Annotated in this window: 10 protein-coding genes; all 10 read left to right on the top strand. The window is 70.0% G+C overall.

The features are described 5' to 3' along the window. Positions 1–560: 560 nt before the first annotated feature. Positions 561–1,757: a pentalenolactone synthase gene (penM, locus tag NW895_RS38550; RefSeq protein WP_289941700.1), complete on the top strand. Its 1,197-nt coding sequence runs from the start codon at positions 561–563 to the stop codon at positions 1,755–1,757. Between the two features lie 225 nt (positions 1,758–1,982). Next, positions 1,983–2,834: a 1-deoxypentalenic acid 11-beta-hydroxylase gene (gene ptlH, locus NW895_RS38545; RefSeq protein WP_289941699.1), complete on the top strand. Its 852-nt coding sequence runs from the start codon at positions 1,983–1,985 to the stop codon at positions 2,832–2,834. Between the two features lie 57 nt (positions 2,835–2,891). Beyond that, positions 2,892–4,346: an MFS transporter gene (locus NW895_RS38540; RefSeq protein WP_289941698.1), complete on the top strand. Its 1,455-nt coding sequence runs from the start codon at positions 2,892–2,894 to the stop codon at positions 4,344–4,346. Between the two features lie 163 nt (positions 4,347–4,509). Further along, complete coding sequence (gene ptlF, locus NW895_RS38535) at positions 4,510–5,310, top strand: 1-deoxy-11-beta-hydroxypentalenate dehydrogenase (RefSeq protein ID WP_289941696.1); 801 nt, start codon at positions 4,510–4,512, stop codon at positions 5,308–5,310. Beyond that, entirely contained in the window at positions 5,268–7,082 is a 1,815-nt protein-coding gene (ptlE, locus tag NW895_RS38530; protein WP_289941694.1) for a neopentalenolactone/pentalenolactone D synthase, read from the top strand. The genes ptlF and ptlE overlap by 43 nt, the downstream gene beginning before the upstream one ends. A gap of 34 nt (positions 7,083–7,116) precedes the next feature. Continuing rightward, positions 7,117–8,016 carry a neopentalenolactone/pentalenolactone F synthase gene (ptlD, locus tag NW895_RS38525; RefSeq protein ID WP_289941692.1) on the top strand — a complete coding sequence of 300 codons (900 nt, stop codon included), beginning with the start codon at positions 7,117–7,119 and terminating at the stop codon, positions 8,014–8,016. Then, positions 8,013–9,026, top strand: a complete 1,014-nt coding sequence (locus tag NW895_RS38520) for a polyprenyl synthetase family protein (protein WP_289941691.1) — start codon at positions 8,013–8,015, stop codon at positions 9,024–9,026. Before ptlD ends, NW895_RS38520 begins: the two co-directional genes overlap by 4 nt. A gap of 125 nt (positions 9,027–9,151) precedes the next feature. Further along, positions 9,152–10,165: a pentalenene synthase gene (ptlA, locus tag NW895_RS38515; RefSeq protein ID WP_289941690.1), complete on the top strand. Its 1,014-nt coding sequence runs from the start codon at positions 9,152–9,154 to the stop codon at positions 10,163–10,165. Between the two features lie 112 nt (positions 10,166–10,277). After that, positions 10,278–11,672, top strand: a complete 1,395-nt coding sequence (gene ptlI, locus NW895_RS38510) for a pentalenene oxygenase (RefSeq protein WP_289941688.1) — start codon at positions 10,278–10,280, stop codon at positions 11,670–11,672. After that, the gene (gene ispH / locus NW895_RS38505; RefSeq protein WP_289941686.1) at positions 11,669–12,667 is read left to right on the top strand and encodes a 4-hydroxy-3-methylbut-2-enyl diphosphate reductase; all 999 of its coding nucleotides are present in this window, start codon (positions 11,669–11,671) and stop codon (positions 12,665–12,667) included. The genes ptlI and ispH overlap by 4 nt, the downstream gene beginning before the upstream one ends. The last annotated feature ends 19 nt before the right edge of the window (positions 12,668–12,686 follow it).

Genomic DNA, 12,686 nt, shown 5'->3' with positions numbered 1-12,686 from the left:
CAGGTCAAGGTCGTCGGCTGGTACGACAACGAGTGGGGCTACTCCAACCGCCTCATCGACCTCGCCAAGCTGATCGGCACCTCACTCTGACCCCTGCTCACCTCTCCTCGCCATGGCAGCCGTCCGCCGGACGGGCGGCTGCCGTTGCGCCGTGCCTGCGGCACGGCGCGCCGCGCTCGCCGGCGGCCGCCGATGGAAATCGGTCGGCCCCGCCGCTGACAGGCATGCAGAAGTACAGTTGTCGCAGTTCCCCGGAGGCTGAGTCGGCGCAATTCTCCAACATAAGACGAGCGGGGACCCAACTGATTACCGATCAGGTAGTTCCGTCAGTCACTTCGCGCATTGCACCGGAATTCGTCCTGCCCGACATCCTTTCCGCGCATTCGCCGCGAAGCTGATGGGCTGCCATTTATCGCCGCTGCAAAGAAACGGCTCCGGCATTCCACCGGACGTCGAGCACACACGTGCCAGTCGTCACAGTCAAGCCACTCCGACTCTGCCGCCGAAATCCCTGACTCGCACTTATTGACATAGAAACCCGAGCATATGATCGTGATTACATGAAGGAACTCCCCAGGTTACCTTTCGATAATCCGGACATCATCGGCATCGCGCCCCAGATGCGCGCACTGCAGCAGGAGGGGCCGATCACCAGGGTGCGGACCCCCGGTGAAGACGCCTGGCTGGTCACCCGCTACGACGAGGTGAGGACACTGCTCGCCGACCGTCGACTCGGTCTCAGCAATCCCAACCCGGAGCAGTCGGCAAAGAGCGCGGCCAGACGCTTCATGGTCGCGCTGATGGCCGGGGACGACTACGACACCGAGTCCACCAGGCACGCGCAGATGCGCTCGCTGCTCGTGCCCCGGTTCTCCACGCGCCGGATGCGCCTCATGAAGACCCGGATCGAGCACCATGTGGACGACCTGCTCGACCAGTTGGCCGCCAGCACTCCGCCGGTCGACCTGCACCGCGCGCTGTCGTTTCCGTTGCCGACCATGGTGATCTGCGATCTGCTCGGCGTGCCGTTGGACGACCGGGAGCGGTTCGGGCAGTGGGCGAGAGGCACATTCGACCAGAGCGACAACCAGCACTCGGCGAACACCTTTCAACAGGTTGTCGACTACATGACGGACCTGGTGGCGCGCAAGAGAGTCGAGCCGGGCGACGACATTCTGTCCGAGCTGATCGCCGACAAAGACGGCGCACTGTCCGATGCGGACATCGCCCACTTGGGCAACGCCATTCTGTTGTTCGGCTACGAGACCACCATTGTGCGCATCGACCTGGGCACCCTGCTGCTGCTGCGCAATCCGGCCCAGCGTGCCCTGCTGGCCGAGAATCCCGAACTCGCGCCGGCCGCGGTCGAGGAAATCCTGCGTCTGGGCGTCGGCGGCAAGGGATCCAACGCGCTGATACCCCGCTACGCGCACAGCGACATAACCGTCGGCGAGACGGTCATCCGCGCCGGCGACGCGGTGATGCTGGCCATCGGCGCGGCCAACTACGACAGCCGGGCGTTCCCCGACGGCGACCTGTTCGACCTGGCCCGGAACAAGCCCAAGTCGCACCTGGCCTTCGGGCACGGCGTCCGGCACTGCATCGGCCGCACGCTGGCCCGGATCGAGCTGACCGCGGTGTTCGAGCGGCTGTTCCGCAGGCTGCCCGACCTGCGGCTCGCGGTGCCCGAGGAGTCACTGCGCTGGCAGGAGCACCGGATCACCGGCGGGTTCGATGAAATCCCCGTCACCTTCTGAGTGGCATGGCACGAGCGAGAACACAGCCGTCCTCCGTTCAGGGCCTGTATCAACGGTTGCGTCCCTCTGACCGGCCCGGCCCTCACCCTCCTGAACGTCAGCACCGCCGTCCCCGGCGGTCGTCCCTCGTCACCTCCCCCTCGCCCGGCGCCATCGAAGCCGTCGGCCCGCCCCGATGTTTGACGCTCCCTCCCCCAAGCACAGACGTCACGAGGACAAGGAACCATGACGGACACTTTCAGCGACTACGTCGACTGCACGCCTCTTCTCGACGACCGTGAGGCCCTCGACCGGTTCTACGACGAGCACGGCTACCTCTATCTGCGCGACGTTCTGGACGGTGACCTCGTGCGGACCGCCGCCGAGCAGATGCTCCAGGGCCTGATCGCGCTCGGCCACGCCGCCCCCGGCACCACGCTCGACACCCTCACCATCGAGTCCTTCGAGGCGGTCGACGAGGTCGCGATGCACGACTACGTCAAGTACGACGACCTGTGGAACCACCCCTCGACCCTCAAGGTCTGGGAGAAGGTCTTCGGCGAGCCCGTCTTCGTCTTCAAGTCGACGACGATCCGCTACTACCCCTCCGCCGCGGGCTCCGCGGAGCCGAGCTTCCTGACCCCGCTGCACCAGGACGGCTTCTACATCGGCCCGAACAAGGACTTCCGCACCGCCTGGATACCGCTGCTCCCGACGAGCCGCAGCATAGGCGGCGTCGCCGTCGCCGACGGCAGCCACAAGAAGGGCCCGCGCCAGCACGTCGTCACCGAGAACTTCCGCCGCTTCGGCCACCCCGTGCGCGGTATCCCGGCGGAGGAGTTCGGCGCGGACGAGCAGCTGCTGTTCTCACCCATGGAACCGGGCGACGTGATCCTCTTCCACGCCTTCATGTGTCACAAGTCCATCCCGAACGTCTCGGTGGACCCGGCCGGCATGAGGATGTCGATGGACACCCGCATCCAGCCCGCCTCCTCCCACCGCGGGTTCAACGCCCTGACCCCCTGGCCGGAGTCCGCGAAGGACCCCTCCAAGGGAATCCTGTCGAAGATCACCGGCACTCCCACCACCGTCGAGTGACGTTGTCGTCCCCGCACCCGTCTCAACCGTCCCCCACGAACGCCTGGTAGGCAGCACATGACGAAACGCGAGGGCCTCCCCCCTCTGAAGGGGCCCAACGCGACACCGGAGCCCTCGGCCGGCACGACACCGGCCGCCGCGGGGCTCAGTGGCATCGCCCTCGTGGTGGTGCTCACCGGATACGCCCTGTCCATCGTGGACGCCTCCATCGTCAATGTGGCGCTCACCTCGATCAGTGACGACCTCCACGGCGGCCCCGCGGCACTGGAGCTGGTGGTGTCCGGCTACGGCCTCACCTACGCCCTCGGCCTGGTGCTGGGCGGACGGCTGGGCGACGCCTTCGGCAGACGGCGCCTGTACGCCTACGGGCTCGCGGCGTTCACCGTCACCTCGGCGCTGTGCGGACTCGCCCCGACCATCGAGTTCCTCGTCGCGGCCCGGCTGCTGCAGGGCGCCGCCGCCGCCATGCTCGTACCGCAGGTGCTGGCGACGATCCAGGCGGCCACCGAGGGCCAGGCGCGCGCCCGCGCGATCGGCATGTACGGCGCGACCGCGGCCCTCGGCATGGTCACCGGGCAGATCCTGGGCGGGCTGCTGGTCTCGCTGGACGTCGCCGGGATCGGCTGGCGGTCGGTCTTCGCGATCAATGTGCCGATCGGAGTGGCCGCGCTGCTGGCCGTCCGGCGCGTCCCCGCGACCAGGGCCGACAGGAAGCCGAGCTTCGACCCGGTGGGCACCGTGCTGTTCGGTGTCACCATGGTCTGTCTCCTGGCCTTGGTCGTGGCGGGCCCCGACCTGGGCTGGCCGCTGTGGCTGTGGTCGCTGCTCGCGGTCGCCGCGGCGGGGGCGCTGGCACTGGTGCGGGCCGAACGCGGACTGGAGGCGCGGGGCGGCTCACCGCTGCTGTCCCCGTCGGTGCTGTCCCATCCGGGGATGCGCAGAGGGCTGGCGGCGATGGTGCCGTTCTCGGCCGGCTTCGGCGCCTTCCTGTTCGTCTACGCGCTGATCGCGCAGGGGCACTTCGGCCTGGACGGGCTCGCCTCCGGCGGGGTGCTGACGCCGTTCGCCGCGGCGTTCTTCGTGGTGACGCTGTTCACCCCGAGGATCGCGGCGGCCCTGGGCGGCCGGATCGTCACCCTGGGCGCCCTCGTCCAGGGCACGGGGCTGCTGCTGCTGGCGCTGGTGATCCGGCTGGGCTGGCCGCATCCCTCCCTGGCGCTCGTGCTCGTCGGGATCGGCCTGTTCGGCGTGGGCGCGGCGCTGACCGGCCCGACGCTGTTCCGGATGATCCTCGCCGACGTGCCCCCCGCGCAGGCCGGCATGGGCAGCGGTGTGCTGGTGACCAGCCAGCAGATGGCGACCGCGCTGGGCGCGACCGTCGGTGGAACCCTCTATGTCTCCCTGGCCGGTTCGCTGTCGACGGCGTCGGCGGCCGTGCTCGTTCTCGCCCTGTTGACGTGTTTCTCGGTGACGGTTCTCGTGATCAGCCTGAAGCTCCCCGATCCCGGCTGACGCCCGCGCCCCTCGGACCGCGCGATCTGATCCAGACCTTCTCGTGGGCAACGGCGCGCCGTCCTTCGGTGTGCCCGCGCGCAGAAGCGGAGACAGCCAAGTGCAGTCACAGACACAGTTACAGACGCAGTTACAGACGCAGTTACAGACCGGGACAGCCGTGGTGACCGGCGCGGCCAGCGGCATCGGCCTCGCCCTCAGCGCGCGCTTCGCACGGGCCGGCGCCTGCGTGGTCATGGCGGACGTCGAAGGCGACGCCCTGCACCGCCGGGCCGCCGAACTCACCGCTCAGGGCGCTCAGGTCACCGCGGTGACCGCCGACCTGACCGACCCGGACGCCGTCGAACGGCTCGCGGAGGCGGCGTTCGACCTGCACGGCGACATCGACGTGGTGTGCAACAACGCCGGGGTCCTCGGCCCCGTGGGACAGCCCCTGTGGGAGGTGCCGCTGGAACGGATGCGGCAGGTCTTCGAGGTGAACCACTGGGCGCACGTCCTGGTGGCCCGCGCCTTCGTCCCCCGGCTGCTGGAGCGCGGCCGGCCCGCCCATCTGATCCACACCGCCTCGATGTCCGCCTTCGTCGTCGGCGCCGGCAGCGCGGCCTACGCCGCCTCCAAGCACGCCGACCTCGCGGTCGCCCGCAGTCTGCGTGCCGATCTGCGGGGCACCGGGGTCCGGGTGTCAGTGCTGTGTCCCGGCCGGGTCGACACCCCCATGGTCCACGGCCTGACGGCCCCGCGCGGCGCGGGCGGCGCCACCTCGGTGAGCGCCGAGGACGTCGCCGAACTCGTGTGGGAGGCCCTCGGCTCCGACCGCTTCTATCTCTTCAGCAACTCCGACGCGCCGCTGCGGCTGCGCGATCAGTTCGACGACGTATGGCGTCATGTTTCCCTTCCGCCCCCTTCCCCCGAGGAGGAGCTGTGGCACGCGCCGAAAGCGACGACCGAAGCGATGAAACACTGACCATCGACCTGGAAGCGGTGAGGGAGAAATACCGGCAGGAACGCGACAAGCGCAGCGTCGGCCGCACGTACCAGTTCGCGCGCGGTGACTTCAGCCGCTACGCGCGAGACCCCTACACCGAGCGACAGGAGCGCGAGCCGCTCACCGACGAGGTGGACGTCGCCGTCGTCGGCGCCGGCATCGGCGGCCTGCTGACCGGCGCCCATCTGCGCAAGGAGACCGGCCTGAAGCGCATCCGGCTGATCGACGAGGCCGGCGACGTCGGCGGCACCTGGTACTGGAACCGCTTCCCCGGCGTCCGGTGCGACGTCGAGAGCTACATCTACATGCCGCTGCTCGAAGAGATCGGCACGATACCCACCGAGAAGTACGCCACCGGGCCCGAGATCTTCGCCCACCTCCAGCGGATCGCCCACAAGTACGACCTCTACCGCGACGCCCTCTTCCAGACCAACGTCACCGAGCTGCGCTGGGACGAGGCCGCCGGGAAGTGGCTGGTGAGCACCGACCGCGGGGATCTGATCCGGGCCCGGTACGTGGCCATGTCGATCGGTCTGATGCACCGCCCCAAACTCCCCGGGCTGCCGGGCCTGGAGACGTTCGCCGGGCACTCCTTCCACACCAGCCGCTGGGACTTCGACTACACCGGCGGCGACAGCACCGGCGGCCTGACCAAGCTGCAGGACAAGAAGGTCGGCGTCATCGGCACCGGCTCGACGACCGTCCAGCTCGCCCCGCACCTCGCCGAGTGGGCCGAGCAGCTCATCCTCTTCCAGCGCACCCCGGCCGCGGTCGACGTCCGCGGCAACCGGCCCACCCCGCCCGGCTGGGCGGAGAGCCTCGAACCGGGCTGGCAGCAGCGCCGGATGGAGAACTTCCACGCGCTGACCTCAGGTATCCCGCAGGACGAGGACCTGGTCCAGGACCGCTGGACCCAGACCACGGCCAAGCTGGCCGCCGCGATCCTGCCCACCGGCGACACCGGGGGCGATCCCAAGGAGCGGGCGCTCGCGGCCGAGCGGGCCGACTTCCTCAAGATGGAGGAGCTGCGCGCCCGCATCGACAGCGTCGTCACCGACCCCGCGACCGCCGCCGCGCTCAAGCCGTACTACCGCGTGTACTGCAAGCGGCCCTGCTTCCACGACGGCTACCTCCAGACCTTCAACCGGCCCAATGTGACCCTGGTCGACACCCAGGGGCGGGGCGTGGAGCGGCTCACCCCGGCCGGGGTGGTCGCGAACGGCCGGGAGTACCCGGTCGACTGCCTGATCTTCGCCACCGGCTACGAGCACGAGTTCTCCGTCCCGTACACGGACCGCGCCGGCTACGACATCGTCGGCCGCGACGGCGTGAAGCTGTCGGAGAAGTGGGCGGACGGGGCGCGCACCCTGCACGGACTCCAGGTGAACGGCTTCCCCAACTGCTTCATCCTGTCCAAGGTCCAGGCCGGCCGGCACGTCAACATCGCCTACATGCTGGGCGAGCAGACCCGGCACCTCGCGTACATCGTCAAGTCCGTCGAGGAGCGGGGCCACCGGGTCGTGGAGGCCTCCGAGGCCGGCGAGAAGGAATGGGTCGAGGAGATCCTCCGGCTCGCCAGCAACGACATCGACTTCCTCGAGAACTGCACGCCCGGCCTCTACAACAACGAGGGCGACCCGAGGGGACTGCCCCTGCTCAACTCCAGCTACGGCGGCGGCTCGGTGGAGTTCGTGAACATCCTCAGGCGCTGGCGGGAGGCGGGCGACCTCGCCGGTCTCGAACTGCGCTGACCACCTCACCCTTCTGCGAAAGGCGGCAACGCCCATGGACGTAACGCCGATACCCGGCGCCGCTCTCGGCGCCGTCGTGCACGGAGCCCCGGTCACCGGTGACATGGACCAGGCCCAGTTGGAGGAGATCTGGGCGGCGCTCGACGCACATCTCGTACTCGTCTTCCGCGGCCACAAAACCCCTTCCTACGAGGAGTTCCTGGCCTTCGGCCGGCGCTTCGGGTACATCCCGAAGACCGGTCTGACCAGCGGCGCCCACCCCGACCACAACGAGATCCTGATCGTCTCCAACCTGGTGGAGGACGGCCGCAAGATCGGCGTCGGCGACGCCGAGTGGATGGGCTGGCACACCGACTACTCCTTCCGCCCCCGCGTCTCCCAGGTCGGCTTCCTGGAGGCCGTGGAAGTTCCGTCCTCCGGCGGCGGGGAGACCCTCTTCACCGACATGTACGCCCTGTACGAGTCGCTGTCGCCCGAAGAGCGCCGGCGCCTGCACTCCTACCGGGTGCGCCACGCCCTGCGCACCGGGTACGAGGAGACCATCGAAGAGGAGCTCCAGGGCGAGGTGTCCCTCGGCGAGAGCACCGAACACATCCAGCCCGAGGACGGCACCTCCACCATCCACCCGCTGATCGCCCGCAATCCGCGCACCGGCCGCCAGTCGGTCTACATCAGCACCCTGAACACCAAGCGGATCGTGGACCTGTCCCCCGACGACAGCCGCAAGCTGCTCGACGAACTGCTGTCGCACGCGGGCAAGCCCCAGTACACCTACGTCCACACCTGGCAGCCCGGGGACATCGTCATGTGGGACCAGCTCGGCACCGTCCACGCCAAGCAGGCGTTCAACCCGGCCGAACGGCGCATCATGCGCCAGGTCGTCAGCATCTTCGACGACCCGACCGCCCCCTGGCGTGCGGAGGTCGCCGCATGAGCACCGCTCCCGCCTGCCTCAGCCACAGCCGGGACACGATCACCCCGGCGCTGCGCGCCGCCGTCGACCGGCTCGACCACCGCTCACGTCACCAGGCGGCCTACCACTTCGGCTGGATCACCGCCGGCGGCGCGCCCACCAGAGCCGACGCGGGCAAGGCCGTACGGCCGGCGCTCGCGCTGCTGTCGGCCGAGGCGGTCGGCGCACCGCCGGAGGTCGCCCTGCCCGGGGCCGTCGCCGTGGAGCTCGTGCACAACTTCTCCCTGGTGCACGACGATCTGATGGACGGCGACGAGGAGCGCCGCCACCGGCGCACGGTGTGGAAGCTGTGGGGTCCCTCCAGCGCCATCCTGACCGGTGACGCGATGCTGGCGCTCGCCCAGGAGGTGCTGCTGGACACCGGGCTGCCGACGGCGGCGCCCGCCGCCCGGCTGCTGGCACGCACGACTCGGCATCTGATCCGCGGCCAGGTCCAGGACCTGTCCTTCGAACAGCGCTCGCACGTCACGGTCGAGGAGTGCGTCGACATGGCCGCCGGCAAGACCGGCGCGCTGCTGTCGGCGAGCGCCGCGATCGGCGCCGTCCTCGCCGGGGCACCGGAGGCGACGGTGGACGCGCTGGCGCTCTACGGCGACCAGGTCGGTATCGCCTTCCAGCTCGTCGACGACGTTCTCGGCATCTGGGGCGACCCGGCCGTCACCGGCAAGCCGGTCCATTCCGATCTGCGCTCCCGCAAGAAGTCCCTGCCGGTGAGCCACGCGCTGAACCAGGACGGTCCGCTCAGCGCCGAGCTGGCCGCCTGGCTCATCGCCCCCGGCGAACCCGACGAGGAGGAACTGCGGCGCGTGGCCGGCCTGATCGAGGGCGCCGGCGGCCGGGACTGGGCGCTGGCCGAGGCCGCCCGGCGGTTGGCACTGGCCGAGGACGCGCTGCGCGGTGTCGAGCTGGACGCCGGTGCGCGGGACGAACTCCTCGCGCTCGGGCGGTTCGTCGTCGACCGGGAGGTCTGAGACCGGGTTCGCCCCCGTACCCGTATGCCCCTTTCCGACTTCTGAGGCTGCGATCAGCGCAGCGCCCCCGCCAGGGCACCGCCATGCCCGCTGTCCCTCCGCAACCCACTCCCAAGGATTCCCTCATGCCCCAGGACGTCGACTTCTACATACCCCTGCCGGGCCGCCAGAGCCCGGACCATGCGCGGGCCGACGCCGAGCAGCTCGCCTGGCCGCGGTCGCTCGGGCTGATCAAGTCCGAGGCGGCGGCGACGCGTCATCTGCGCGGTGGCTACGCCGACCTGGCCTCCCGTTTCTACCCGCACGCCACCGGCGCCGACCTGGACCTGGGCGTCGACCTGATGTCGTGGTTCTTCCTCTTCGACGACCTCTTCGACGGGCCGCGCGGCGAGAACCCGGAGGAGGCCAAACAGCTCACGGACGCGGTCGCCGCGGCGCTGGACGGCCCCCTCCCCGACACCGCGCCGCCCATCGCCCACGGCTTCGCCGACATCTGGCGGCGCACCTGCGAGGGCATGACGCCCGCCTGGTGCGCGCGCAGCGCCCGGCACTGGCGCAGTTACTTCGACGGCTACGTCGACGAGGCGGAGAGCCGCTTCTGGGACACTCCGTACAACTCCGCGGCCCAGTACCTGGCCGTGCGCCGGCAGACCATCGGGGTGCAGCCGACGGTCGACCTCGCCGAGCGCGCGGGCCGCTTCGAGGTGCCGCACCGGGTCTTCGACAGTGCCGTGCTCTCCGCGATGCTCCAGATCGCCGTCGACGTCAATCTGCTGCTCAACGACATCGCCTCGCTGGAGAAGGAGGAGGCCCGCGGCGAGCAGAACAACATGGTCATGATCCTGCGCCGGGAGCACGGCTGGTCCAAGGCCCGCAGCATCTCCCACATCCAGAACGAGGTGCGCGCCCGCCTGGAGCAGTACCTCCTGCTGGAGTCCTGCCTGCCGCAGGTCGGCGACATCTACCGGCTCGACGAGGCCGAGCGCGAGGCCCTGGAGCGGTACCGCAACGACGCCGTGCGCACCGTGATCAGGGGTTCCTACGACTGGCACCGCTCCTCGGGCCGCTACGACGCCGAGTTCGCGCTCGCCGCCGGTGCCCAGGGCTACCTGGAGGAGCTCGGCAGCACCGCCCGCTAGCAGTACCGCACACCAGCACCACGCACCCGCGCCCGGCCGTCGCGGCGGCACAGCTGTCAACAGACCGGAACAGCCGTCAACAGATCAGTAGAGACGGGAAGTTGAGAATCGAATGACCGAGCAGACCACCTTCTCGGCGGGAGCGGCGCCCGGGGCGCTCCCCATCGTGGGACACGCCCTCCAGATGATGCGTCACCCGGTGAACTTCATGACCTCGCTGTCGGCCCACGGCGACCTGGTCGAGATCAAGATCGGACCCACGACGGCCTACGTCCCGACCCACCCCGAACTGCTGCGGCACGTCCTGACCAACGACCGCGTCTTCGACAAGGGCGGCGTGTTCTACGACCGCGCCCGCGACATCGCCGGCAACGGCCTGGTCACCTGCCCGTTCGCCGACCACCGCCGCCAGCGCCGGCTGATGCAGTCGGCGTTCACCCGCTCCCAGCTCAAACGCTACGCCGAGGCCATGCACGCCGAGATCGAGGCCACGGCGTCGCGCTGGCACGACGGCATGGTCGTCGACGCCTTCCAGGAGATGTACGGCATGGCCCTGCGCACGGTCGGCCGCACCCTGTACTCCACACCCGTCAGCCCCGAGCTGGCGGCGAAGGTGGAGCGTTCCTTCGACGTGGTGCTCAACGGCCTGTTCCGGCAGATGTTCCTGCCGGCCTCGATCCGCCGGCTGCCCCTGCCGTCCCAGCGCCGCTACCGGAGCAATCTGAACTTCCTGCACGAGACCACCCAGCGGCTCATCGACGACTACCGCAGCTCCGGCACCGAGCGCGACGACCTGCTCGCCGCCCTGATCGCCTCCCGCGACGACGACGGCGGCCGGCTCGGCGACAAGGAGATACACGACCAGGTCATCACCGTCATGGCGGCCGGCACCGAGACCGTCGCCGGCACCCTCACCTGGGTCTTCTACCTTCTCTCCCAGCACCCGCAGATCGAGGCCGCGCTCTACGACGAGATCGACACCGTCCTCGACGGCCGCGCCCCGCAGTGGGACGACCTGCCGAACCTCTCCCTGACCGACCGGATCATCTCCGAGACGCTGCGACTGCACCCGCCGGCCTGGCTGTTCACCCGCCTCACCGCCGCCCCGACCGAACTCGCGGGCCGTCGGCTGCCCACCGGCTCCACCGTCGTCTTCAGCCCCGCCGCGGTCGCCCAGTACGAGGACGCCTTCGACAACCCCGGGAAGTTCGACCCCGACCGCTGGCTCCCGGACCGTATCGCGCCGGCCTCCCGCCACGCCTACGTGCCGTTCGGCACCGGCGCCCGCAAGTGCATCGGCGACCTCTACGCACGCACCGAGGCCACCCTGGGGCTCGCCACCATCCTCGGCCGCTGGCGGGTCACCTGCGAGCCCGGCATGGACATCCGCCCGGTCCCGCTGGCCACCGTCTACCACCCGCGCCGGCTGCGCCTGCGGCTGGACGCACGCACCCCGCGCCGGACGGCCTCCGCCGTCCCCGCACCGGCCGGGGGTGACGCGCCGTGAGCGAAGGGAACGTCGTCCTGGCCCAGCCGCGCGGCTTCTGCGCGGGCGTACGGCGCGCCATCGGCATCGTCGAGCGGGCGCTGGACCTGCACGGGGCGCCGGTGTACGTCCGCAAGGAGATCGTGCACAACCACTACATCGTCTCGGAGCTGCAAAAACGCGGCGCGGTCTTCGTCGACAGCGAGGAGGAGGTTCCGCAGGGCGCGGTCTGTGTCTTCTCCGCGCACGGCGTCTCCCCCTCGGTGCGCTCCGCCGCCGCCGGCCGGCAGCTCGACGTCATCGACGCCACCTGCCCGCTGGTCTCCAAGGTTCACCAGGAAGCGGTGCGCTTCGCCCGCGACGGCCGCACCGTCCTCCTCGTCGGGCACGAGGGCCACGAGGAGGTCGAGGGCGTCCTCGGCGAGGCCCCCGACCGGATCGTCGTCATCGGGACCGAGGACGACGTACGGCGCCTCGGCCTGCCCGACGACACCCCGGTCGCCGTCCTCACCCAGACCACCCTCTCGTTCGACGAGACCGAGCGCGTCGTCGAGGCCCTGCGCGCCCGCTTCACCGACCTGATCACCCCCGGCGACGACATCTGCTACGCCAGCCAGAACCGGCAGAACGCCGTCAAGGACCTCGCACGCGACAACGACCTGGTCCTGATCGTCGGCTCGCGCAACTCCAGCAACTCGCTGCGCATGGTGGAGGTGGCCCGCGACCACGGCGCCGCCGCCCATCTGGTGCCCGACGTACAGCACCTCGAAGCGGCCTGGCTGAAGGACGTGTCGTCGATCGGCATCAGCGCCGGGGCCAGTGCCCCGGAGATCCTCGTCGACGGGCTCCTCGCCCGGCTCGCCGAACTCGGCTTCGACCAGGTCGAGCTCCAGCGGGGCATCGCCGAGGACGTCGTGTTCTCCATGCCCGGCCGGCTGGCCGACCCGGTCACAGGCCGCGTCCCGCGGACACCGCTGGCCGGCGAGGTCTCGTCCGCACCCGGTGGGGTGCGATGAATCCACCACTGGAGAGAGA

Source organism: Streptomyces sp. S.PNR 29 (assembly GCF_030386795.1).
In the GTDB taxonomy this organism is placed as follows: domain Bacteria; phylum Actinomycetota; class Actinomycetes; order Streptomycetales; family Streptomycetaceae; genus Streptomyces.
This window is presented reverse-complemented; position numbering and strand designations above follow the sequence as displayed.

Excerpts from the sequence above, each read along its gene's own strand:
- penM (WP_289941700.1), top strand. The coding sequence starts at position 561 with ATGAAGGAACTCCCCAGGTTACCTTTCGATAATCCGGACATCATCGGC.
- ptlH (WP_289941699.1), top strand. The coding sequence starts at position 1,983 with ATGACGGACACTTTCAGCGACTACGTCGACTGCACGCCTCTTCTCGAC.
- NW895_RS38540 (WP_289941698.1), top strand. The coding sequence starts at position 2,892 with ATGACGAAACGCGAGGGCCTCCCCCCTCTGAAGGGGCCCAACGCGACA.
- ptlD (WP_289941692.1), top strand. The coding sequence starts at position 7,117 with ATGGACGTAACGCCGATACCCGGCGCCGCTCTCGGCGCCGTCGTGCAC.
- NW895_RS38520 (WP_289941691.1), top strand. The coding sequence starts at position 8,013 with ATGAGCACCGCTCCCGCCTGCCTCAGCCACAGCCGGGACACGATCACC.
- ptlA (WP_289941690.1), top strand. The coding sequence starts at position 9,152 with ATGCCCCAGGACGTCGACTTCTACATACCCCTGCCGGGCCGCCAGAGC.
- ptlI (WP_289941688.1), top strand. The coding sequence starts at position 10,278 with ATGACCGAGCAGACCACCTTCTCGGCGGGAGCGGCGCCCGGGGCGCTC.